The organism is Pseudomonas sp. NPDC087690 (genome assembly GCF_044743175.1).
In the GTDB taxonomy this organism is placed as follows: domain Bacteria; phylum Pseudomonadota; class Gammaproteobacteria; order Pseudomonadales; family Pseudomonadaceae; genus Aquipseudomonas.
Window position 1 is genome coordinate 456,818 of the sequence record NZ_JBIUVX010000001.1, and the last position, 20,821, is coordinate 477,638.

Genomic DNA, 20,821 nt, shown 5'->3' on the forward strand with positions numbered 1-20,821 from the left:
CGGCGTACCGCCCTGAGTTGCGTGTCACAGACTTAGATCTTGCCGACCAGGTCCAGGGACGGTGCCAGAGTGGCCTCGCCTTCTTTCCACTTGGCTGGGCAAACTTCGCCTGGGTGAGCAGCAACGTACTGAGCAGCCTTGATCTTGCGCAGCAGCTCGGAAGCGTCACGGCCAACGCCGCCATCGTTCAGTTCAACGATTTTGATCTGGCCTTCAGGGTTGATCACGAAAGTGCCACGGTCAGCCAGGCCAACTTCTTCGATCAGTACGTCGAAGTTGCGGGAGATGGCGTGGGTCGGATCGCCGATCATGGTGTATTCGATTTTGCCGATGGCTGGCGAAGTGTTGTGCCAGGCAGCGTGGGCAAAGTGGGTGTCGGTGGAAACGCTGTAGATCTCTACGCCCAGTTTCTGGAAAGCAGCGTAGTTGTCAGCCAGGTCTTCCAGCTCGGTTGGGCAAACGAAGGTGAAGTCGGCTGGGTAGAAGAACACGACCGACCACTTGCCTTTCAGGTCAGCGTCCGAGACTTGAACGAAGTCGCCGTTTTTGAACGCGGTAGCTTTGAACGGTTTTACTTGGCTGTTGATGATAGGCATTGATGACTCTCCGTCAGTGGTTGTGAATTCGATGGGTGAATCCTACCCACTCACTCGACGGATGGCTCATTGGCAAACCTGATGCTGCTGATTTGTTTTCGCTATTAGCTGACTGTATTAATAGAAGAAAACGATATCTACGACGAAGCCGGGTTATCCGTAATCCGAGCCATCCCCTGGAATGGGCTGGCTTCAACATAGCGCATCGCGGACTTCATATCCTTCCAACCGACGTAACTCATCAGGGATTTCAGATCCCAGCCGCTTTGATGGGCCCAAGTTGCGAAGCCTCGACGCAGGGAATGGCTGGTGTAGTTTTCGGCAGCAATGCCGGCGCGCTGCAAAGCCTGACGCAGCAGAGGAATGATGCTGTTGGCATGCAGACCTTCTTCGTTGAGATTGCCCCAGCGGTCGATGCTGCGAAAAACCGGGCCACGCACCAGCGCGGCTTCGGTGATCCAGTCGATGTAAGCCTGTACCGGGCAGAGCTTGAGCAGCGCCGGGGCTTGATAGGTCTGGCCGAGATTTTCCCGATCGCCCTTGCTGCGTGGCAGGTACAAGGTGATGCCTTTGCCGGCGTGTGCCTGCACGTGCTCGATTTGCAAGCGACATAGTTCATCGCTGCGGAAGCCGCGCCAGAATCCCAGCAGAATCAGTGCGCGATCACGATAGGCCTTGAGCAGTAACGGCCGATCCTGCTGCTCTCTCGCAGTTTGCGCCTCGTGCTCCAGCCAATCGATGACGCGCTGCAGATCCTGCAGCTGCAACGGCTCGGCCTGTTTCTCCTGCGCCGGATGCAATGCCCGGATGCCTTTGAAGACTTTGCGCACCACCGGCGCTTTGGTCGGATCGGCAAAGCCCTGACTGTTATGCCATTGCGCCAGCGCTGACAGACGCAGCTTCAACGTATTGATCGACAGCTCGCCGGCGTGAGCCACCAGATATCGCGCCACGCTGTCAGCCGTGGCCGGCAGAAACCCGCCCCACTTCACTTCAAAATGTTCAATGGCTGCGCGATAGCTGCGGCGGGTGTTATCGCGCGTGGCGGCTTGCAGATAGCGATCCAGATCGCTCATGGGCTGTTTTCTCGCTGGCGTACTGAGACTGGGATGCAGAAACGCATTTTGCCGCCTGACACTGGGTAATACCAGTATATCCCGCGTCTTTTTTATCAAAGGTTTACCTTTATTTTCTGGATGGTACACTGCGTACTTTAGTGGCATGTACCACAGTACGTAACCGTAGGAGTTCACATGGCCCGTGGCGGCATTACCAAAGCACTGGTGCAGATCGCGCGCACAGCGATCCTCGCCCGTGGCGAACACCCGAGCATCGATGCAGTACGCATTGAAATGGGCAACACCGGCTCGAAAACCACGATCCATCGTTACCTGAAAGAGCTGGACGACGGCGCACAGCCCGTTGAAGCGTCGTCAGAGCCCATCGATGACGAGTTGAGCGCCCTCGTCTCGCGCCTCGCCCAACGCCTCAAAGAACAGGCACAAGAGCCTATCGAGCAGGCTCGCGAGCAGTTCGAGGAGCAGCGCGAGGCGCTGGAGTCGGAGCTGAAACAGACCCGCCAGGCTCTGGAAAAGCTCGAGCAAGAACACGACATTCAAGGCGCCGCGCTGGAGCGCGAGTCCGAAGCGCTTGGCAACACGCGCTCGATGCTGCAAACCGAACAGACCCGCAACGCGGGCCTGAATCAGGCGCTGGCCGATTTTGAGTTGCGCCTGCAAGACAAGGACGAGCAGATCCGTTCGCTGGAAGAAAAACACCTGCACGCCCGTGACGCACTGGAGCACTACCGCAACGCCACCAAAGAACAGCGCGAGCAGGAACAGAGCCGTCACGAAGCGCAAGTGCAGCAGATTCAGGCCGAACTGCGTCAGGCGCAGCAAAGTGCGCTGATCCGTCAGGATGAGATCACGCAACTGCACCGCGACAACGAACGCCTGCTCACGGAAAACCGTGGCACGCAGCGTGAGCTGAGCCTGATGCAGGATCAGCTCAAACAGAGCAATCAGCGTCAGGATCAACTGCTGGAGCAAGCGGCCCGCGTTGACAGCGAACGCACCCTCCTCCAGGAACGCCTGCGCGTTGCGACACTGGAAAGCCAGGCACTCAAACAGAGCGTCGAGGAGCAGACACTGCTCAACCAGTCATTGGAAAAGGAATTGAATAAGGCTCAGACGAGCCTGGAGGAAAGCCAGCGCCTGGCAGCTACCGTTGCAGCAGCGCCAGACACCAGCAAAGCGAAAGACGCTTAAGCGCCGACCGGCGTACGCATGGTGACAAACTCTTCGGCGGCCGTCGGGTGCACCCCGATCGTGTCGTCGAAGTCGCGTTTGGTCGCGCCAGCCTTCAAGGCAATCGCCAAACCCTGAACGATCTCGCCAGCGTCCGGGCCGACCATGTGACAGCCGAGGACTTTGTCGGTCTTGCCATCGACCACCAGCTTCATCAGGGTTTTCTCCTGGCACTCGGTCAGGGTCAGCTTCATCGGTCGGAAACGGCTTTCAAAGATCACCACATCGTGGCCCGCCTCGCGCGCTTCTTCCTCGGTCAAACCGACCGTGCCGATGTTCGGCAGGCTGAACACTGCAGTCGGGATCATCTTGTAATCCACCGGACGGTATTGCTCAGGTTTGAACAGACGACGCGCCACGGCCATGCCTTCAGCCAATGCCACTGGCGTCAGTTGCACACGACCAATGACATCGCCCAGCGCCAGAATCGATGGCTCGCTGGTCTGGTACTGCTCGTCGACTTTGATGAAGCCTTTGTCGGTGAGCTGCACATCGGTGTTTTCCAGACCAAGATTGTCCAGCATCGGACGCCGGCCGGTTGCATAGAAAATGCAATCCGCTTCCAGCTCGCGACCATCTTTAAGCGTGGCTTTCAAACTACCGTCAGCCTGCTTGTCGATACGCGCGATGTCAGCATTGAATTGCAGATCCAGACCACGCTTGGTCAGCTCTTCCTGCAAATGCTTGCGTACCGAACCGTCGAAACCGCGCAGGAACAGATCGCCGCGATACAACAGCGTAGTGTTTGCGCCGAGGCCATGGAAAATCCCGGCGAACTCAACGGCGATGTAACCGCCGCCAACCACCAATACACGCTTTGGCAGCTCCTTAAGGAAAAACGCCTCATTGGAACCGATCGCATGCTCGCGCCCCGGAATCTCCGGAATCTGCGGCCAGCCACCGGTCGCGATCAGAATGTTTTTCGCGGTGTAGCGCTGGCCGTTCACTTCAACCTCGTGCGGGCCAACGATCTTCGCGTGCGCCTCGTGCAGGGTCACACCGCTGTTGACCAGAAGATTGCGATAAATGCCGTTGAGGCGATTGATCTCGCGATCCTTGTTGGCGATCAGGGTCGCCCAGTCGAAATTCGCCTCACCCAGACTCCAGCCAAAACCGGATGCCTGCTCAAAGTCTTCGGCGAAATGCGCGCCGTACACCAGCAGCTTTTTCGGCACGCAGCCAACGTTGACACAGGTCCCGCCCAGATAACGGCTCTCCGCCACCGCCACTTTCGCACCGAACCCGGCCGCAAAACGCGCAGCGCGCACACCGCCGGAACCGGCACCAATCACATAAAGGTCAAAATCGTAGGCCATTTCTATCTCCTCGGCAGGGGATCAGCATACCTGCAGATGCTCGTTGGGCAAGCACTGCCAATCATATGGGGCGCAAAATGAAAAAACCCGCCGAAGCGGGTTTTTCTTACAGACAAATCAAGCGCTCTTAGTAAGCCTTGCCAGTCTTGTAGAAGTTCTCGAAGCAGAAGTTGGTCGCTTCGATGTAGCCTTCAGCGCCACCGCAGTCGAAACGCTTGCCTTTGAACTTGTAGGCCATGACGCAGCCGTTCTGGGCTTGTTTCATCAGCGCATCGGTGATCTGGATTTCGCCGCCCTTGCCTGGCTCGGTTTGTTCGATCAGGTCGAAGATGTCCGGGGTCAGGATGTAACGACCGATGATTGCCAGGTTCGACGGCGCGTCTTCCGGCTTTGGCTTCTCGACCATGCTGTGCACGCGATAGATGTCGTCGCGGATCATCTCGCCGGCAATCACGCCGTACTTGCTGGTTTCCTGCGGATCGACTTCCTGGATGGCGATGATCGAGCAGCGGAACTGTTTGTACAGCTTGACCATCTGGGTCAGTACGCCGTCGCCGTCGAGGTTGACGCACAGGTCGTCCGCCAGGACCACGGCGAACGGTTCGTCACCGATCAGCGGGCGACCGGTCAGGATCGCGTGGCCCAGACCTTTCATTTCGGTCTGACGGGTGTAGGAGAACGAGCACTCGTCGAGCAGTTTGCGGATACCGACCAGATATTTCTCTTTGTCGGTGCCTTTGATCTGGTTTTCCAACTCGTAGCTGATGTCGAAGTGGTCTTCCAGAGCGCGCTTGCCACGACCGGTGACGATGGAGATTTCCGTCAGGCCAGCATCCAGAGCTTCTTCAACGCCGTACTGGATCAGTGGCTTGTTTACCACCGGCAGCATTTCTTTGGGCATGGCTTTAGTCGCTGGCAGGAAGCGAGTACCGTAACCGGCTGCTGGGAACAAGCATTTCTTGATCATATAAGTCCTTGAAAAGGCGGTGTGTACGAGTTTCGGCGCAGTCTAATCAGGCGGCGTGCACCTTACAATGCCCCGCACTGGCTAACCGATGCCATCATAGAGAAATATTCTCGCCGATAGTTCCGTTGACGTCTTCAGGCAGCGCACTCAGCTTAGCCCAAAGATGCCGATCAACTCGACCACCATACGCGCATCGCCCCCAATGCGAGCATTTGCCGGTATCATGGCGCCTTTGAACCAGCGAACGAGACAGATAGATGGCCGCGGTAAAAATCGTCAACGGGTATGTGATCGACAAGAAGGACGGCAAGTGGACGCTGACCACGACCAACGGCGAACAGATCGCCGGTCCCTTCGACAGCGAGCAGATGGCGACTGATGTGGCGTCGGTGTTCACCGACACGCCTGCATCGGCAAAGCGTCGTGGCAAAGATCAGGACTGATCGACTGCAACATGCCCCAAGCCCTGCCCTTGCGCAGGGCTTTTTTGTACCCGCGTGCAAACAAGTGGCCAATCGCTATAACCTTTTCACACCGGCGCTGTCAGAGCGTCTAGACCCCCATGCTGAAGACGACATAACCATGAATATGAACAGATTGCTGCCCCTTCTTGCGGTATTGACGCTGAGCGGCTGCGCCACGTCCGAAACCACGTATCTGAATAATGGCGAACAGGGCCTGTCCATCGATTGCTCCGGTGAGGCCAATTCCTGGGCCACCTGCTACGAAAAAGCGGATGCTTCTTGCGCGGGCACCGGTTATCGCATCGTTGGCACTGACGGCACGCCTCAACCCAAGGAAAGCGAAAAGACCTTGGGTGTCGACGTCGGCAACTACAAAAACCGCAGTGTGGTGGTGGTCTGCAAGTGAGCCTTACATGTGAATTTCGGCGAACTTGATCCCGAGGCCGCGCACCACTTCGATCAAATCGTCGAGCCGGCCGAAAGATTCGACCTCATCGTTGTCATCCACCAGGAAATAACTGCGCCCGGCGCTTTTCTTGAAAAACACGATCCACTCGCCCGGATTCGCCGGGTTCTGGATAACATGGGTGGCAGAGATCAGGCCCTCTGCGTGGCGTTCCCGTACTTGCTCTCGCTTCATCGCGACTCCAGAAATGAAAATGCCGTCACAGCAAGACTGCGACGGCATTGGTGCTGATGACTGTCAGTCTATCAGCCGGAAATACACGCATTGGCCGCCTTTTGCACGTCGCGGGGACGTACCGGCACATTCGACATGCGTTCATGCAATTTGATGCTGCTGCCGCCGGAGCGGTCTTCGATATCAAATATGGCGGCAGGGCCTGAGGACAATTTCCCCGGAACGATCACTTGAACGCCATCCTTGTGCGGTTGCACCTGCAATGCGCCACGGCTGTCCGCGAGTTTTTCTGCCAGGCACTGAGCATATTCATGGGGCTTCTTGCCGGAGATCACGCTCATGGTCGGCAATGTTTCATTGATTTCGGAAACATTCGCACAACCAGCCATAGCCAAAACCAACGGCACACACACCACACCCCACTTCATACAAAACCTCCGTTAAAGACCGTCCGACAGCACAAATGCCGTTTTTCTCCGGGGCCTTCTGCATTTAACCCGCATCCGACTGCGAATATCTGTTCAAAATTGTCAAACCAACGCCCGACGGCCAGATAATAACCCGTGCGGGCTGATAAACTGCGCTCATCGACAAGCTATCGTTTTGATTTTGTAGAAAAAGCCCTTCTGGAGGCGCCCATGAAATTTATTCACCAGCGCGAGCACCTCAATGAAGACGACATCGTCGTCATCCAATGCTCGCAAATGTGCAACATCCGTCTGATGAACGACGCCAACTTCCGTAGCTTCAAAAACGGCGGTCGTCATACCTATCACGGCGGCGCCTTTGACACCTTCCCGGCCCGAATCACAGCGCCGAGCACCGGTTTCTGGAACATTACCATCGACACCGTCAACCGTCGGCCGATCAGCGTCACCCGCAAACCGACCCTGACCCACTCGATCAAGATCATCCGCCGCTCCAGCACCAAACTCAGCTGAAACGCTCTGCCCAAACAAGGAAAGCATGACCGTGGCCCAAACGACCAAGTACGTCATTAAATACAAACTCAACGGTGAACGCCGTTTTGAGTTCGCTCAGTTGGAAAACGGCACTGAAGAGGAAGCCAAGGCTGAACTGGACAAGCTTCATGACCAGAAAGACTTGATCAGCGACATCGCCGTCAGCAAAGCGCTGTAAGCATCGACAGGAATTTCACCGCAAGCGGTGGAGTGTTCTGCGGCAGGGCCCTGCCTGGACTGACGTTCTTCGGCCATGAGTCAAGGAGTCAGCATGTCGATGTCATCTTCCCGGCTGGAATCGCTCGACAGGGCAAGCCTTGTGCAGCGACTGGATCAGGGCGGCGGTGCGATCCTCCGTTCGCTGCTGCAGACCGAACCGTTTTGCGCGCAGGTGATCATGGCCCGCCACGGTTTCGGTCGTGGCGAGTACACATACTTGCGCTGCCCCTGCCAACACCAGTAGCACGCCTGTCTTGCGCGTTGCCCTCGCGTTTCGGGTGACCGTACGTCACGGTGTCATTCGCCTGCACAGTGGAAACGGCATACCCTAGGTATCACCTTCACGACGCGTCATGACCTTCATGCAACCGAGCAATTTCGATTTGTTCGCCGACCACGAACCCGAACAGCATCCACGCGCCGAACAAATTGGCGAACAGTCATGGCTGCTTCGCGGTTTTGCCCTGCCGGTCATCGATCAACTGCTGAAGGAGCTGGACGGGATTCTACTTGCGGCCCCTTTGCGGCACATGCTTACGCCCGGCGGCTTCAGCATGTCGGTGGGCACCAGCAGTTGCGGAGCATTGGGCTGGATCACCGATCGCAGCGGTTATCGCTATTCCAGCGCCGATCCGCTCAGCGGCTTGCCATGGCCCTCGATGCCAGCGGTGTTTGCCGATCTGGCACATTCGGCGGCAGCGCGAGCGGGGTTTGCAGATTTCACGGCAGATTCCTGCCTGATCAACCAATATGTTCCCGGCGCCAAGATGTCATTGCATCAGGACAAAGACGAAAAATCCTACGCGGCACCGATTGTTTCGCTGTCACTCGGGTTACCGGCAATGTTTCTGTTCGGTGGTTTCAATCGCAGTGACAAAAGCCAACGGATCGCGCTGTTGCATGGCGACATGGTGATCTGGGGCGGCGTTGATCGGCTGCGCTTTCATGGCGTCTTGCCGATCAAGCACGGTCACCATTCACGTCTGGGTGAACAACGGATCAACCTGACCTTTCGCGTAGCGGGCGAAACAGCCAAAATTTGACCGCAAGGCCCGGAGTGTTGCGCTTGCTGGCTCTGGTTAACCTGAATCAAACAGGTCAACGGATCAACCCACATGAAAACGCTTGCACCTCCTCTCGACATCGAAACCGATCCACGCTGGATCGCCGTGGTTGCGCGTGATCCACGAGCAGACGGGCTGTTTGTCTATGCGGTGAAAACCACCGGCATCTATTGCCGCCCGAGCAGCCTTGCGCGGTTGCCGAAACCGCAGAATGTCGAATTTTTCGAGAACGCCGAGCAGGCCGAAGCGGCAGGCTATCGGCCGAGCAAACGCGCCAGCAAGGACCGAACCGACGTCAGCGCTCAACATGCCGCCACAGTGGCGACAGCCTGTCGGCAGATTGAAGTCGCCGACACGCCTCCGGCGCTGAATGAACTTGCCGAGACCGCCGGCTTGAGCCCTTTCCATTTTCATCGGGTTTTCAAAGCCGCTACCGGCCTGACCCCAAAAGGCTATGCCGCCGCCCATCGTTCGCGTCGGGTGCGGGAGCGCCTGGCAGACGGTGGTTCGGTCACCGACGCGCTGTACGATGCCGGTTTCAACTCCAACAGCCGTTTCTATGAATCAGCCGATCAAGTGCTAGGCATGAAGCCCGGCGATTTCCGCGCGGCCGGGCAGAACAACGACATTCGTTTTGCCGTTGGGCAATGCTCGCTCGGGGCGATTCTGGTGGCGCAAAGCCAACGTGGCGTCTGCGCGATTCTGTTGGGTGACGACCCGCACCAACTGGTCTGTGATCTGCAGGATCAATTTCGCAAAGCCAACCTGATCGGTGCCGATAGCGGCTTTGAGCAACTGATCGCCAAGGTCGTGGGATTTATAGAAGCGCCGGCGATTGGCCTGGATTTGCCCCTGGACGTCAGAGGCACGGCTTTTCAGGAACGCGTCTGGCAAGCGTTGCGCGAAATCCCGGCAGGCAGCACGGCCAGTTACGCTGACATTGCCCAACGCATCGGCGCCCCCACTTCCATGCGCGCCGTAGCCCAGGCTTGCGGCGCCAATCGTCTGGCAGTAGCGATCCCGTGCCATCGTGTCGTGCGCAGCGATGGCAATCTCTCGGGTTATCGCTGGGGCGTCGAACGCAAACGCCAGTTGCTTGAGCGCGAGACGCTGGCCTGATGGACGCCGATGTAGAGCGCTACTGACTCGGGGCCGACGCTTACAGGGTCAGCGATTGACGTCCACCACAACCCGCCCGCGAAGCTGTCCGGCGAGTAACTTCGGCGCTACGTCAATGGCCTCACTCAGGCCGATTTCATGACTGATCAATGCCAGCAAGGAGAAATCCAGATCCCTGGCCAAACGCTCCCATGCTTGCACACGGCGTGCCTTGGGTTGCGTCACGCTGTTGATACCGGCCAGGGTCACGCCACGCAAAATGAACGGCGCCACCGAAGCCGGGAAATCCATGCCTTGCGCCAGACCACAAGCGGCGACGGTGCCTTCGGAGCGAGTGCTGGCGCAGGCATTGGCCAAGGTGTGACTGCCGACCGAATCGATCACCGCTGCCCAGCGTTCCTTGGCCAAGGGCTTGCCAGGCGCTGACAACGTTGCACGATCGATGATTTCGCCGGCGCCCAGTTGCTTGAGATACTCGTGCTCGGAGACGCGCCCGGTAGACGCGACAATTCGATAGCCAAGTTTATTCAGCAGTGCGATGGCAAAACTGCCAACACCGCCATTGGCCCCCGTTACCAACACTTCACCCTGCTCTGGCGTCACGCCGTTGCGCTCAAGCGCCAGAATGCACAGCATCGCCGTATAACCGGCCGTACCAATGGCCATGGCTTGCGCCGCAGTAAAAGCTTTGGGCAATGGGATCAACCAATCGCCATTGAGCCGCGCCTTCTGCGCCAGACCGCCCCAGTGATTTTCGCCGACACCCCAGCCATTGAGCAGCACCTGATCGGCGACTTTATAGTCGGCGTGGGAACTGGCTTCGACAGTCCCCGCCAGGTCGATCCCCGGCACCATCGGAAACTTTCGCACCACCGGGCTGCTGCCCGTAATTGCCAAGCCATCCTTGAAATTCAGCGTGCTGTAAGCGATGCGCACGGTAACATCGCCTTCGGGCAATTGATCATCGTTGACCTGTTGCAGGTTGGCGCGATAACCGCTGTCGTCTTTGTCGATCAGAATGGCGTTGAACATGACGGCCTCTCTTGGCTGGTTTCAAGATCTCGCCCCTTGAAATACCACATCGCAACACGTTGCCACACTCGACTTTCCGCCAATCCATGAATCCGCCAGGTATTTCCATGGCGGGCGGCTATGCTTTTTCGACGGTCGTAATTTCGCCGTCATTTGTTTTGAGACCGGCCTGTCGATGGAGCTGACGATGTCTTGCCCGCGTTCGTTGTTCGTGATGTTGATCCTCTGCCTGCCGGCCTTCGGCAACGCGTGGGCGGCCCCCAACGCTACGCAGCCGCAAGCCGCGCCAATGGTGCCGTCGTGGCCGCAGGTCATTACCGGCGACAAGGCCAGATTGACGGTCTATCAACCACAACTCGACAGTTGGGATGGCTACACCCTCAACGCCCGCGCGGCAGTCGAAGCCACCGGCAATGATGGCAAGTCCACTTACGGCATCGTCCGGTTCAGCGCGCACACCCTGGTCGACAAGGCCACACGCTGGGTCGCTCTCGATCAATACAAAATCATCAAGGCAGATTTTCCGGCCGATGCCAGTCAGGCCGACACCTGGCTCGCAGCGCTGCAAAAAGATGCCGAAAGCCGCAAGAAAACCATTTCACTCGATCAACTGGAAGCTGCTGTCGGCGTGCTCTCGGCCGAACGGAAAGCCGACAGCGCACCACTGGAAAACACGCCGCCGACCATCATCAGTTCCGAGGTTCCGGCACTGCTCGTCTATATCGATGGCGACGCCGCGTATCGCCCTGTAGAAGGCACCTCGCTGCAACGTGTAATCAATACTCGCCCGTTATTGTTGAAGGATGAACAGGGCAAGCACTACCTGCATGTCTTCGATGGCTGGATGGTCGCTGACCAGTTGAACGGTGATTACACGCGCCTGCCCTCGCCGCCTGCCGACCTGGAGAAAGCCAAGCAGGCCGCCATCAAGAGCCGACAAGTCGATCTGCTGACCGGGCAGAGCGATCCGAAAGACAAGATTCCCAGCCTCGCTAAGCCGCCACAGCCGAGGATCGTTGTCGCCACGACGCCCACCGAGTTGCTGGTCACCGATGGCGCGCCGCAGTGGCTGCCCATTCAAGGCACAGGCCTGTTGTACGTGAGCAATACCACCGGGCACATTTTCAAGGAGATCGGCGACCAGAACAGCTACGTGCTGATTTCCGGTCGCTGGTTTCGCGCCAGTGACATGAACGGCCCGTGGACGTTTGCCCCCGCAGACAAGCTGCCGGCAGATTTCGCCAACATCCCCGATGACAGCGCGAAAGAGAACGTCAAGGCTTCCGTTGCCGGCACCCCTCAAGCCAAGGAAGCGGCGATTGCCGCAACCATTCCACAGACCTCGGCAATCAAGAAAAGCGCGGTGAAAATGACTGCGCCACAGTTCGACGGCGAACCACAACTCAAGGCGATCGACAGTACGCCGCTGCAGTATGTGGCCAACAGCGCCACGCCGATCATCCGGGTCGACAACAACAGTTGGTGGGCGGTGGAAAACGGTGTCTGGTTCACAGCAACAATGGTGAATGGCCCGTGGACCGTGGCCAGTTCGGTGCCGGCGGTGATCTATTCGATCCCGCCGAACTCGCCGATGCATTACCTCACTTACGTCAAAGTCTATGAGTCCAGCGGCGATACCGTCGTCGTCGGTTATACGCCGGGCTACCAGGGATCAAACCTCGATCCTGCGACAGGCGTCGTGGTCTACGGCACCGGATATCCCTATACGCCGTGGGTCGGCAGTGTCTGGTACGGTCCGCCAGTCACCTACGGTTTTGGTGTCGCCATCCGCTATACCCCCTGGACCGGCTGGACCTTCGGTTTCGGCTTCGGCTGGAGCTGGGGCGGCAGCACTGTCGCGATGGGCTGGGGCTGGGGCGCCTATCCGTGGTGGGGCAATTACGGCTGGGGCTACGCCTGGGGGCCGCACTTGTATCCAGCACCTTTGGCCTGGGGCGGCGCCGCTTACGGTTATCACGGCGGCGCGGTAGCCTGGGGGCCCGGTGGCTGGGCCGGAACCACCGGCAACATTTATCATCAGTGGGGCGACCGGGCCACAGTCAGCCGCTACGGCGCCGGTTACAACGCCTGGACCGGCAATCGCTGGGCCGGACAGGTCGGCGCTTCCTACAACTCACGCACCGGCGTCGCGGCTGCCGGTCAACGCGGCGCAGTCCACAATGTCTACAACGGCAATTACGCCGCTGGACGCAGTGGCGTGGCGGTCGGACCGAACGGTGGCGCAATTGCCGGCGAACGGGTCACCGCCGGCAATGCGCGCAACGGCACGCAGGTCACCGCCAATCGTGGCGCCGTGTATAACCCCAATACTGGCAACACCACCCAATATGGCGGCATTCGCGCACGCAACGGCGGCGCTGCACGTGTTGGCGACAACGTTTACGCAGGCCACGATGGCAACGTGTATAAAAAGACCGACAACGGCTGGCAGTCGATGGTTGGCGGCGGCGCGACCCGCAGCGCCCCCATCAACAACAATGCGCAATTGCAGAACCTCAACCGCGACTCTGCGGCGCGCAACTTCGGCAACCAACGGACCAACAATTTCCACAACTCCTCGCAATTCATGAACCACTCGTTTGGCGGCGGTGGCGGCGGGTTTCACCGACGCTGAAAAACTGCATGGGTTGTTCTGAATTTCGCACTGGCTGCTGATCCGCTTTTACTGTTAAAAAACCGGCTCTGCCTTTCACCGTTCGGAGAACAGCCTTCATGAGCCAATGGCCAGACACGCGCATTCTTGATCTGCTTGGTATCGAACTGCCGATCATCCAGGGCCCGATGGCCGGCGCGACGAATTCGTCCATGGTTATCGCCGTGTGCAATGCCGGTGGCTTGGGTTCAATGCCCGCAGCAATGCTGAGCATCGAGCAATTGCGCGACGAGCTGAAAACCATCCGCCAACACACCGACAAGCCCTTTAACGTGAACTTCTTCTGCCATCAGCCACCGGCGGCGGATGAGCAACGCGCCCGTGAATGGAAGCATCTGCTGGAGCCGTATTACCGCGAACTACATGCCGATTTCGACGCAGCGACGCCGGTGTCCAATCGCGCGCCGTTCGATGCGGCAGCGTGCGAAGTGCTGGAAGAATTTCGACCTGAGGTTGTGAGTTTCCACTTCGGTCTGCCAGAGCAATCCCTGCTCGATCGGGTCAAGGCAACCGGGGCAAAAATTCTTTCCTCGGCCACCACTGTCGATGAAGCAATCTGGCTGGAACAGAACGGCTGCGACGCGATCATTGCCATGGGGTATGAGGCGGGTGGCCATCGCGGCATGTTTCTCAGTGATGACCTGAGTAGTCAGGTCGGTACGTTTGCCTTGGTACCTCAGGTGGTCGATGCGGTGAACGTACCGGTGATTGCCGCCGGAGCCATTGCCGATGCTCGCGGCGTGGCGGCAGCGTTCGTATTGGGGGCGTCAGCGGTACAGGTCGGTACCGCGTATCTGTTCACACCGGAAGCGAAAGTCAGCGCCTCGCACCACAAGGCGCTGCGCACGGCCAAGGAAAGCGAAACCGCGATCACCAATCTCTTCACCGGACGTCCGGCGCGCGGCATTCTCAATCGGGTCATGCGTGAGCTCGGCCCGATGTCGCCAAAGGCGCCGGCATTTCCCTTGGCCGGCGGTGCGTTGATGCCATTGAGAGCGATCAACGAAGCAGAGTTTGCCAACCTCTGGGCCGGTCAGGCATTCACTTTGGGCCGGGACTTGGACAGCGCGCAATTGACCCGGCAATTGGCACAAGACGCACTGGCGAAACTCACACGCCAGTAATGTCGAGTTGAGTGGGGAGTCGAGCGCCCCCCACTCTGGCTTTAATCAGCACTTCCTGTTTGGCGGCATTTCGCTATATATTTATTTATATAGCGAACTTACCCCTCGCATCGGCGCAGTCCACTTCCAACAATAGCTGCCCTATGCACTCGCCAACCACGGAGCTGTTACATGACCATTCGTGTCTCTCGTTTTGCCCCTGCCGGCCTGGTTTCCTTGCTCGCGGTCTGCGCCGCCAGTGCTGCTCAGGCGGATGAAGTACAGGTAGCTGTTGCCGCCAACTTCACCGCACCGATCCAGGCGATCGCGGCCGATTTCGAAAAAGACACTGGGCACAAACTGGTCGCAGCCTATGGCGCCACTGGCCAGTTCTACACTCAGATCAAGAACGGCGCACCGTTCGAAGTGTTCCTCTCGGCTGACGACACGACCCCGGAAAAACTTGAAAAAGAAGGCGATACCGTTAAAGGCTCGCGCTTCACCTACGCCATCGGCACCCTGGCACTGTGGTCGGCCAAAGAAGGTTATGTCGACTCTAAAGGCGAGGTGTTGAAGAAGAACGAATACCAACACCTGTCCATCGCCAACCCGAAAGCCGCACCCTATGGCCTGGCCGCCACCCAGGTACTGGAAAAGCTCAAGCTGACCGAAGCGACCAAAACCAAGATCGTTGAAGGTCAGAACATCACTCAGGCGTACCAGTTCGTGTCTACCGGCAACGCCGAGCTAGGCTTCGTCGCCCTGTCGCAGATTTTCAAGGACGGCAAAGTCACCAGCGGTTCGGCGTGGATCGTGCCTGCCAGCATGCACGACCCGATCAAACAGGACGCTGTGATCCTCAACAAAGGCAAGGACAATGCTGCCGCCAAGGCACTGGTTGAATACCTCAAAGGCCCGAAAGCCGCTGCGGTGATCAAGTCTTACGGCTACCAGCTTTAAAATGTCGCTGACGAGTGCCGATTTCGCGGCGATCTGGCTGACCCTGAAACTGGCGTCCCTGACCACTGTCATCCTGCTGGTTGTCGGCACTCCGATTGCCCTGTGGTTGTCGCGCAGCCGTTCGTGGTTGCGCGGCCCGATCGGGGCGATCGTCGCCCTGCCCCTCGTGCTGCCACCCACCGTGATCGGTTTCTATCTGTTGCTGATGATGGGCCCGCACGGCTTTCTCGGTCAGTTCACACAATGGCTGGGGCTGGGCACGCTGACGTTCAGCTTCACTGGGCTGGTAATCGGTTCGGTTATTTACTCCATGCCGTTCGTGGTGCAACCGTTGCAAAACGCGTTCTCGGCGATCGGTACCCGCCCACTGGAAGTGGCCGCAACACTGCGTGCCAATCCTTGGGACACTTTTTTCAGCGTGATTGTGCCGCTGGCGCGTCCCGGTTTTGTCACCGCGGCGATCCTCGGGTTCGCGCACACCGTCGGTGAATTCGGCGTGGTACTGATGATCGGCGGCAACATTCCCGATAAGACCCGCGTGGTCTCGGTGCAGATCTACGACCATGTCGAAGCGATGGAATACGCTCAGGCCCACTGGCTCGCCGGAGCGATGCTGGTGTTCTCGTTCCTCGTATTGCTGGCGTTGTACTCCAGCCGCAAGACCCGCACAGACTGGAGCTGACCGATGATTGATGCACGTTTGCAACTCGCCTACTCAGGCTTCAGCCTCGACGTCGATCTGCATTTGCCGGGACGCGGTGTCAGCGCGCTGTTCGGTCATTCCGGTTCGGGCAAAACCACTTGCCTGCGCTGTATCGCCGGGCTGGAGCGCGCCGAACGAGGGTTCGTGCAGATCAACGACGAAGTCTGGCAGGACAGCGACAACGGCCTATTCGTGCCACCGCACAAGCGCGCCATCGGTTATGTGTTTCAAGAAGCCAGCCTGTTTGCGCATCTGTCAGTGCTGGCCAATCTGCAATTCGGTCTCAAGCGCATCGCCAGGTCTCAACGCCGGGTCGACATGGCACAGGCCACCGAACTGCTCGGCATCGGGCATCTGCTGGAGCGTCATCCGCAGCACCTGTCCGGCGGCGAACGCCAACGTGTCGGCATCGCCCGCGCCTTGTTGACCAGCCCGAAACTGCTGCTGATGGATGAACCGCTGGCCGCGCTCGACAGCCAGCGTAAAAACGAAATCCTGCCGTACCTGCAACGCCTGCATGACGAACTGGATATTCCTCTGCTGTACGTCAGCCATGCGCAGGACGAAGTCGCACGGCTCGCCGACTACCTGGTGCTGCTCAGCGAAGGCAAGGCATTGGCCAGCGGACCGATCGGCGAAACTCTGGCACGCCTGGACTTGCCGATGGCGCTGGGCGACGACGCCGGGGTGATCATTGAAGGTAAGGTCAGCGGCTACGATGCCGATTATCAATTGCTCAGCCTGCAACTGCCGGCCACCGAAATAGCCATACGAGTGACACACGCACCGATGGCATTGGGGCAGGCCTTGCGCTGCAAAGTACATGCGCGGGACATCAGCCTCGCGCTGCACAACGATGAGTTCAGCAGCATCCTCAATCGTCTGCCGGTGACGGTGGTCAGCGAGCAGGCCGCCGACAACGCTGCGCATGTGCTGATTCGTCTCGACGCTGCCGGTACGCCGCTGCTGGCACGGATCACGCGGTTTTCGCGGGATCAGTTAGGCGTGCATCCAGGGCAGCAGCTCTGGGCGCAGATCAAGGCCGTCGCCGTCCTCGCCTAAATCATTCGGCACGACGGCCACCGCGCGCGGTCAATCGTTCTACAGACCGCCGCGCCACCGAAGGAAGCCGCCATGCCCGACACCGCGCTGAATGACGCACTGCCATCCGACCTGCATTATGTCGATGACATCCAGCCCGGCATTACACGCAAGAAGCTGCGCGGCAAGTTCAGCTATTTCACGCCGTCGGGCCAGCGCATCATCGCTCCCGATGAAATCGCACGCATCAACGCCCTGGCCGTGCCGCCGGCCTATACCGATGTGTGGATCTGCCCCGACCCGCGCGGTCATCTGCAAGCCACCGGCCGCGACGCCCGGGGCCGCAAGCAATATCGCTATCACCCGCGCTGGCGCGAAGTGCGCGATGCTGACAAGTATTCGCGCCTGCGTGAATTTGGTGTGGCGTTGCCGAAACTGCGCAAACAGCTGGAAACACTGTTGGCCGCACCCGGTTTCAGCCGGGACAAGGTCATGGCCACGGTGATCACGTTGCTCGACGCCACGTTGATTCGGGTCGGCAACACACAGTACGCCCGGGATAACCGCTCCTATGGCCTGACTACGTTGCGCAGCCGCCATGTCGAGATCAACGGCAGCGCGATCCTCTTCCAGTTCCGGGGCAAGAGCGGCATCGAACATCAGATCACCGTCAAGGATCGGCGTCTGGCGCGGATCATCAAGCGTTGCCTGGAAATTCCCGGGCAGAACCTGTTCCAGTACCTTGATGAAAATGGTCAACGACACACGGTCAGCTCGTCCGACGTCAACACCTACCTGCAAACCCTGACCGGCGCCGACTTTACCGCCAAGGACTATCGCACCTGGGCGGGCAGTGCACTGGCTTTGGCGGTGCTACGCAAGCTGACTCACGAAACGGAAACCGAAGCCAAGCGCCATGTCGTCGAGATGGTCAAAGGTGTGGCCAAACAGTTGGGCAACACGCCGGCGGTGTGTCGCAAGTGCTATATCCACCCTGCCGTGGTGGAAAAATTCATGCTCGGCGCCCTTGCCGATCTGCCGCGACCACGTATGCGCAAAGGGCTGCGAGCCGAGGAAGTAGCGCTGGCGATGTTTCTCGAACAGATGAGCGAGATGACGGGCGCGCCTTGATTATCGCTGTAAGGTTCTCTAGGCTAGCCATCTTCCTCTCTTCAGGACGACCGCAGACGTGAACAACCCAGCCTTCTAAAAATGCCCTCGCGACACGCCTTTTTTGGCGCGTGTCTGTTTTCACGAGATTTTTTGGAGGTGCCGATGACTCACGTCTCGCGTACGCGCGCACTCGTCTCCCTGAATCAATCGAGCTTTCATTTTGCCAATGGCGGGATGATTTTCGACGCCCTGAATCTGAAGTTCGATCAACTGCCAACCGCTATCGTTGGCCGCAACGGTGTCGGCAAAAGCGTGCTCGCACGCCTGATTGCCGGATATTTGCGCCCTACTGCCGGCACGGTCACACGCTGTGCAACCGTGCATTACGTTGCACAATCGTTCATCGCCCAACCAGGGCAGACCGTTGCCGAGGCGACAGGCAGCGCCACGGTACTGGCAGCACTGCAAAGGATAAATGAAGGTCGGGCCTCGGCTGCCGATTTCGACCTTGCCGCAGAGCGCTGGGATCTGCCGGACCGCCTGCGCAACAGTCTCGACGAAGCCGGCCTCGGCGATATCGCAACCACCGATCTGACGGAGCGCCTCAGCGGTGGCCAACAGGCGAAAGTCGCCCTGATCGGCGCGCTGGTGAGCGACGCACAATTGCTGGTGCTGGATGAGCCGAGCAATCACCTCGACAGCAGCGGTCGCGAATGGCTGATGCGCCGGCTTGAACAATGGCGTGGCGGCTTGATTATCGTCAGCCATGACCGACAGCTGCTCGAGCGGATGCAGCGCATCGTCGAACTCACGCCGTTGGGCGCGAACGTTTTCAGCGGCGGCTATACCCAATTCGTCGAGCAGCGTCGAATCCATCAAGCCGCGGCGCAGGCTCAGCTTGATCAGGCGCGCAACCAGCGCCAGCGTGAGCGATCACGGCTGCAACGCGAACACGACACGATCCAGCGCCACGCTGCCGGCAGTCGGCGTAACGCCGACACCGCTAACGTTTCCGGCTTCGAACGAGCGGCGCTCAAAGCCGCCGCGAAAGAGATCATGGGACAGGTAAAAGTCGGCCATCAAGCACGCAAATCCGATCTCGACGCGCGCGTTCGCGAGGCCTACGCGAAAGTCCTGCCCGAGGAAGGCGTACTGATCAACCTGCCAGGAAGCGCGGTACCGAGTACCCGACAGGTCTGCACGTTGATCGATGCCTGTCTGCCGTGGTTACCTGTCGACGCACCGACAGCCCGCCTGAACCTTGCCCTTCATGGGCCAATGCGCATTGCCGTCAGCGGGCCGAACGGTTGCGGCAAATCGAGCCTGTTGCGAATGCTTGCCGGCGAACTGCGCCCGGCGAGCGGCGAATGCGTCACCCATGTGCCTTTGGCCTTTCTCGATCAGCAATTGCGCCTGCTCGATGGACGAACTGCAATTGTCGAGCAGTTGCAGGCGCAACGGACGCCGTTAGACGAAGGCACCTTGCGCAGCTACCTCGCGCACCTGCAACTGGATGCACGGCGGGCAACTTTGCCCTGCGCGTCACTGAGTGGCGGCGAACGCCTGAAAGCGGCGCTTGCACTGGCGTTGTGGCGCCAGGTGCCAGCGCAATTGCTGTTGCTTGATGAGCCGAGCAATCACCTCGACCTGAGGTCGGTGGAAGCGTTCGAACACGCCTTGCAGACTTTTCCAGGGGCAATTGTCGCGGTTTCCCACGACCCGGCATTTCTGAAGGCGTTGAATCCCAGCCATGTCCTGAGTTGGCACCCCACTGGCTGGCAGTGGCAACCGACGAGCTGAACTGTGTATTTTTTGCACGATTGCCGCGGCCTTCTATAGTTGATCTGACACGAATCAGCTGCGGTGACGCCATGGAAGACATTTTCGTCGTGAAGCGTTGCAACAAGATCATCATTCACGGTCGACGTGCCGGAGAAAGCCAGCATGATCCTGCCGAAGCCCTTGGCTGGTTCCGCATCTGCGACACGCGTACCGGCGGGTTCATCGGTGACGGCTATGACGCGCAAGAGGATGCCCAGCGCGAATGCCAGCGCCTCAACAAAGTCAGTTCGCCACTACCGGCCCGCCAGTCCTCCGGCTGATGCCGAGCAAAAGCGGGTCTATACTCAAACCAGCTGACGGAGCAGCGCCCCAACGGCAGAAGGCTCGCGACTCGCGGGCTTTTTGCTGCAGCTCAGGTTTCGTAAAAACGGAGGTGTTTCATGTCCGAAAAAGAGTCCATCACCACCCTCCTCACCCTGCTCGACGCCCGGCAGGCACGCCTCGCGGCTGCTTGCAAAGAGATCGCCGACTGGGTCGATCACCAAGGCGGGCACCCGACCGCCCTGCGCATCCGCGATCGTCTGAACGACATCGAGAAAGACGCACCATTGATCCGCAATACGCTGTCGGCGCTCAAGCCTGTCGATCGACCGCTGCCACGGTTCAGGTAAGCGCTTTCACGCGCCAGAGTTACTTGCGGGTGTTCTACCGGTGTTTCATTTTGATGAACACCTGCTGTCGTGCGTGGTCGAAAAAG

24 protein-coding genes are annotated in these 20,821 nt (G+C 58.9%); 17 read left to right on the plus strand and 7 right to left on the minus strand.

Annotated elements, in window-relative coordinates; translation table 11 throughout:
• Positions 1–32 precede the first annotated feature (32 nt).
• Together ahpC and ACIPIZ_RS01980 are read right to left on the minus strand one after the other, a co-directional pair.
• Entirely contained in the window at positions 33–596 is a 564-nt protein-coding gene (gene ahpC, locus ACIPIZ_RS01975) for an alkyl hydroperoxide reductase subunit C (protein ID WP_007912224.1), read from the minus strand.
• A gap of 137 nt (positions 597–733) precedes the next feature.
• Complete coding sequence (locus ACIPIZ_RS01980) at positions 734–1,672, minus strand: site-specific integrase (protein WP_064390222.1); 939 nt, start codon at positions 1,670–1,672, stop codon at positions 734–736.
• 177 nt (positions 1,673–1,849) lie between these two features.
• Here ACIPIZ_RS01980 and ACIPIZ_RS01985 point away from each other — a divergent pair, with 177 nt between their 5' ends.
• Positions 1,850–2,866: a DNA-binding protein gene (locus ACIPIZ_RS01985; protein WP_105706645.1), complete on the plus strand. Its 1,017-nt coding sequence runs from the start codon at positions 1,850–1,852 to the stop codon at positions 2,864–2,866.
• On the opposite strand, the gene gorA is transcribed toward ACIPIZ_RS01985, so the two are convergent.
• Together gorA and galU are read right to left on the minus strand one after the other, a co-directional pair.
• A complete protein-coding gene (gorA, locus tag ACIPIZ_RS01990) occupies positions 2,863–4,221 on the minus strand; it encodes a glutathione-disulfide reductase (RefSeq protein ID WP_105706646.1) in 1,359 nt (452 codons plus the stop codon). The two genes, ACIPIZ_RS01985 and gorA, sit on opposite strands and share 4 nt — an antisense overlap.
• Positions 4,222–4,348: 127 nt before the next feature.
• Positions 4,349–5,188 carry a UTP--glucose-1-phosphate uridylyltransferase GalU gene (gene galU / locus ACIPIZ_RS01995; protein ID WP_053120371.1) on the minus strand — a complete coding sequence of 280 codons (840 nt, stop codon included), beginning with the start codon at positions 5,186–5,188 and terminating at the stop codon, positions 4,349–4,351.
• A 257-nt stretch (positions 5,189–5,445) separates the two neighbouring features.
• Here galU and ACIPIZ_RS02000 point away from each other — a divergent pair, with 257 nt between their 5' ends.
• Both ACIPIZ_RS02000 and ACIPIZ_RS02005 read left to right on the plus strand, forming a co-directional pair.
• The gene (locus ACIPIZ_RS02000) at positions 5,446–5,631 is read left to right on the plus strand and encodes a hypothetical protein (RefSeq protein ID WP_401163640.1); all 186 of its coding nucleotides are present in this window, start codon (positions 5,446–5,448) and stop codon (positions 5,629–5,631) included.
• 145 nt (positions 5,632–5,776) lie between these two features.
• A complete protein-coding gene (locus ACIPIZ_RS02005; protein ID WP_205895503.1) occupies positions 5,777–6,058 on the plus strand; it encodes a hypothetical protein in 282 nt (93 codons plus the stop codon).
• Positions 6,059–6,061: 3 nt separating this feature from the next.
• Here the strand turns inward: ACIPIZ_RS02005 and ACIPIZ_RS02010 are convergent, their stop codons facing one another.
• Together ACIPIZ_RS02010 and ACIPIZ_RS02015 are read right to left on the minus strand one after the other, a co-directional pair.
• The gene (locus tag ACIPIZ_RS02010; protein ID WP_064390226.1) at positions 6,062–6,292 is read right to left on the minus strand and encodes a hypothetical protein; all 231 of its coding nucleotides are present in this window, start codon (positions 6,290–6,292) and stop codon (positions 6,062–6,064) included.
• Between the two features lie 71 nt (positions 6,293–6,363).
• Complete coding sequence (locus ACIPIZ_RS02015) at positions 6,364–6,720, minus strand: hypothetical protein (protein WP_401163643.1); 357 nt, start codon at positions 6,718–6,720, stop codon at positions 6,364–6,366.
• Positions 6,721–6,930: 210 nt separating this feature from the next.
• On the opposite strand from ACIPIZ_RS02015, the gene ACIPIZ_RS02020 reads away from it, so the two are divergent.
• The 5 genes from ACIPIZ_RS02020 (at position 6,931) to ada (ending at position 9,656) form a co-directional block, all read left to right on the plus strand.
• Entirely contained in the window at positions 6,931–7,233 is a 303-nt protein-coding gene (locus ACIPIZ_RS02020; protein WP_016984992.1) for a DUF1883 domain-containing protein, read from the plus strand.
• A 25-nt stretch (positions 7,234–7,258) separates the two neighbouring features.
• Positions 7,259–7,432: a hypothetical protein gene (locus ACIPIZ_RS02025; protein ID WP_401163645.1), complete on the plus strand. Its 174-nt coding sequence runs from the start codon at positions 7,259–7,261 to the stop codon at positions 7,430–7,432.
• 93 nt (positions 7,433–7,525) lie between these two features.
• Complete coding sequence (locus ACIPIZ_RS02030; RefSeq protein WP_241091084.1) at positions 7,526–7,717, plus strand: hypothetical protein; 192 nt, start codon at positions 7,526–7,528, stop codon at positions 7,715–7,717.
• A 118-nt stretch (positions 7,718–7,835) separates the two neighbouring features.
• Entirely contained in the window at positions 7,836–8,516 is a 681-nt protein-coding gene (alkB, locus tag ACIPIZ_RS02035; RefSeq protein WP_082355456.1) for a DNA oxidative demethylase AlkB, read from the plus strand.
• Positions 8,517–8,588: 72 nt separating this feature from the next.
• Complete coding sequence (ada, locus tag ACIPIZ_RS02040) at positions 8,589–9,656, plus strand: bifunctional DNA-binding transcriptional regulator/O6-methylguanine-DNA methyltransferase Ada (protein WP_122661730.1); 1,068 nt, start codon at positions 8,589–8,591, stop codon at positions 9,654–9,656.
• A gap of 48 nt (positions 9,657–9,704) precedes the next feature.
• On the opposite strand, the gene ACIPIZ_RS02045 is transcribed toward ada, so the two are convergent.
• A complete protein-coding gene (locus tag ACIPIZ_RS02045; protein ID WP_105706650.1) occupies positions 9,705–10,688 on the minus strand; it encodes an MDR family oxidoreductase in 984 nt (327 codons plus the stop codon).
• A gap of 187 nt (positions 10,689–10,875) precedes the next feature.
• Between ACIPIZ_RS02045 and ACIPIZ_RS02050 the strand changes: the two genes are divergently transcribed.
• The 9 genes from ACIPIZ_RS02050 to ACIPIZ_RS02090 all read left to right on the plus strand — a co-directional run bounded on the left by ACIPIZ_RS02050 (position 10,876) and on the right by ACIPIZ_RS02090 (position 20,735).
• Positions 10,876–13,323: an autotransporter gene (locus ACIPIZ_RS02050; RefSeq protein ID WP_401163648.1), complete on the plus strand. Its 2,448-nt coding sequence runs from the start codon at positions 10,876–10,878 to the stop codon at positions 13,321–13,323.
• Positions 13,324–13,421: 98 nt separating this feature from the next.
• A complete protein-coding gene (locus tag ACIPIZ_RS02055) occupies positions 13,422–14,486 on the plus strand; it encodes an NAD(P)H-dependent flavin oxidoreductase (protein ID WP_401163650.1) in 1,065 nt (354 codons plus the stop codon).
• A 171-nt stretch (positions 14,487–14,657) separates the two neighbouring features.
• Positions 14,658–15,425, plus strand: coding sequence for a molybdate ABC transporter substrate-binding protein (gene modA / locus ACIPIZ_RS02060; RefSeq protein ID WP_236431927.1), 768 nt, complete (start codon positions 14,658–14,660; stop codon positions 15,423–15,425).
• A 1-nt stretch (position 15,426) separates the two neighbouring features.
• On the plus strand, positions 15,427–16,107 hold the full coding sequence (modB, locus tag ACIPIZ_RS02065; protein WP_064390234.1) for a molybdate ABC transporter permease subunit: 681 nt from the start codon (positions 15,427–15,429) through the stop codon (positions 16,105–16,107).
• 3 nt (positions 16,108–16,110) lie between these two features.
• On the plus strand, positions 16,111–17,190 hold the full coding sequence (gene modC, locus ACIPIZ_RS02070) for a molybdenum ABC transporter ATP-binding protein (protein WP_064390235.1): 1,080 nt from the start codon (positions 16,111–16,113) through the stop codon (positions 17,188–17,190).
• A gap of 72 nt (positions 17,191–17,262) precedes the next feature.
• Positions 17,263–18,300: a DNA topoisomerase IB gene (locus tag ACIPIZ_RS02075; RefSeq protein ID WP_064390236.1), complete on the plus strand. Its 1,038-nt coding sequence runs from the start codon at positions 17,263–17,265 to the stop codon at positions 18,298–18,300.
• A 144-nt stretch (positions 18,301–18,444) separates the two neighbouring features.
• Positions 18,445–20,082: an ATP-binding cassette domain-containing protein gene (locus ACIPIZ_RS02080; RefSeq protein WP_253483598.1), complete on the plus strand. Its 1,638-nt coding sequence runs from the start codon at positions 18,445–18,447 to the stop codon at positions 20,080–20,082.
• A gap of 71 nt (positions 20,083–20,153) precedes the next feature.
• Positions 20,154–20,384 (plus strand): hypothetical protein, encoded by a 231-nt coding sequence (locus tag ACIPIZ_RS02085; protein ID WP_105706661.1) that lies wholly within the window; start codon positions 20,154–20,156, stop codon positions 20,382–20,384.
• Between the two features lie 120 nt (positions 20,385–20,504).
• Complete coding sequence (locus ACIPIZ_RS02090; RefSeq protein ID WP_008082703.1) at positions 20,505–20,735, plus strand: hypothetical protein; 231 nt, start codon at positions 20,505–20,507, stop codon at positions 20,733–20,735.
• Positions 20,736–20,821 lie beyond the last annotated feature (86 nt).

Coding starts and splice junctions, on each gene's coding strand:
- ACIPIZ_RS01985 (WP_105706645.1), top strand. CDS start 1,850: ATGGCCCGTGGCGGCATTACCAAAGCACTGGTGCAGATCGCGCGCACA.
- modC (WP_064390235.1), top strand. CDS start 16,111: ATGATTGATGCACGTTTGCAACTCGCCTACTCAGGCTTCAGCCTCGAC.
- ACIPIZ_RS01980 (WP_064390222.1), bottom strand. CDS start 1,672: ATGAGCGATCTGGATCGCTATCTGCAAGCCGCCACGCGCGATAACACC.
- ACIPIZ_RS02075 (WP_064390236.1), top strand. CDS start 17,263: ATGCCCGACACCGCGCTGAATGACGCACTGCCATCCGACCTGCATTAT.
- ACIPIZ_RS02080 (WP_253483598.1), top strand. CDS start 18,445: ATGACTCACGTCTCGCGTACGCGCGCACTCGTCTCCCTGAATCAATCG.
- ACIPIZ_RS02005 (WP_205895503.1), top strand. CDS start 5,777: ATGAACAGATTGCTGCCCCTTCTTGCGGTATTGACGCTGAGCGGCTGC.
- ACIPIZ_RS02045 (WP_105706650.1), bottom strand. CDS start 10,688: ATGTTCAACGCCATTCTGATCGACAAAGACGACAGCGGTTATCGCGCC.
- galU (WP_053120371.1), bottom strand. CDS start 5,188: ATGATCAAGAAATGCTTGTTCCCAGCAGCCGGTTACGGTACTCGCTTC.
- ACIPIZ_RS02055 (WP_401163650.1), top strand. CDS start 13,422: ATGAGCCAATGGCCAGACACGCGCATTCTTGATCTGCTTGGTATCGAA.
- modB (WP_064390234.1), top strand. CDS start 15,427: ATGTCGCTGACGAGTGCCGATTTCGCGGCGATCTGGCTGACCCTGAAA.
- ACIPIZ_RS02020 (WP_016984992.1), top strand. CDS start 6,931: ATGAAATTTATTCACCAGCGCGAGCACCTCAATGAAGACGACATCGTC.
- ACIPIZ_RS02000 (WP_401163640.1), top strand. CDS start 5,446: ATGGCCGCGGTAAAAATCGTCAACGGGTATGTGATCGACAAGAAGGAC.
- modA (WP_236431927.1), top strand. CDS start 14,658: ATGACCATTCGTGTCTCTCGTTTTGCCCCTGCCGGCCTGGTTTCCTTG.
- ACIPIZ_RS02015 (WP_401163643.1), bottom strand. CDS start 6,720: ATGAAGTGGGGTGTGGTGTGTGTGCCGTTGGTTTTGGCTATGGCTGGT.
- ACIPIZ_RS02025 (WP_401163645.1), top strand. CDS start 7,259: ATGACCGTGGCCCAAACGACCAAGTACGTCATTAAATACAAACTCAAC.
- ACIPIZ_RS02030 (WP_241091084.1), top strand. CDS start 7,526: ATGTCGATGTCATCTTCCCGGCTGGAATCGCTCGACAGGGCAAGCCTT.
- ACIPIZ_RS02090 (WP_008082703.1), top strand. CDS start 20,505: ATGTCCGAAAAAGAGTCCATCACCACCCTCCTCACCCTGCTCGACGCC.
- alkB (WP_082355456.1), top strand. CDS start 7,836: ATGCAACCGAGCAATTTCGATTTGTTCGCCGACCACGAACCCGAACAG.
- ACIPIZ_RS02010 (WP_064390226.1), bottom strand. CDS start 6,292: ATGAAGCGAGAGCAAGTACGGGAACGCCACGCAGAGGGCCTGATCTCT.
- ACIPIZ_RS02050 (WP_401163648.1), top strand. CDS start 10,876: ATGTCTTGCCCGCGTTCGTTGTTCGTGATGTTGATCCTCTGCCTGCCG.
- ada (WP_122661730.1), top strand. CDS start 8,589: ATGAAAACGCTTGCACCTCCTCTCGACATCGAAACCGATCCACGCTGG.
- ahpC (WP_007912224.1), bottom strand. CDS start 596: ATGCCTATCATCAACAGCCAAGTAAAACCGTTCAAAGCTACCGCGTTC.
- gorA (WP_105706646.1), bottom strand. CDS start 4,221: ATGGCCTACGATTTTGACCTTTATGTGATTGGTGCCGGTTCCGGCGGT.
- ACIPIZ_RS02085 (WP_105706661.1), top strand. CDS start 20,154: ATGGAAGACATTTTCGTCGTGAAGCGTTGCAACAAGATCATCATTCAC.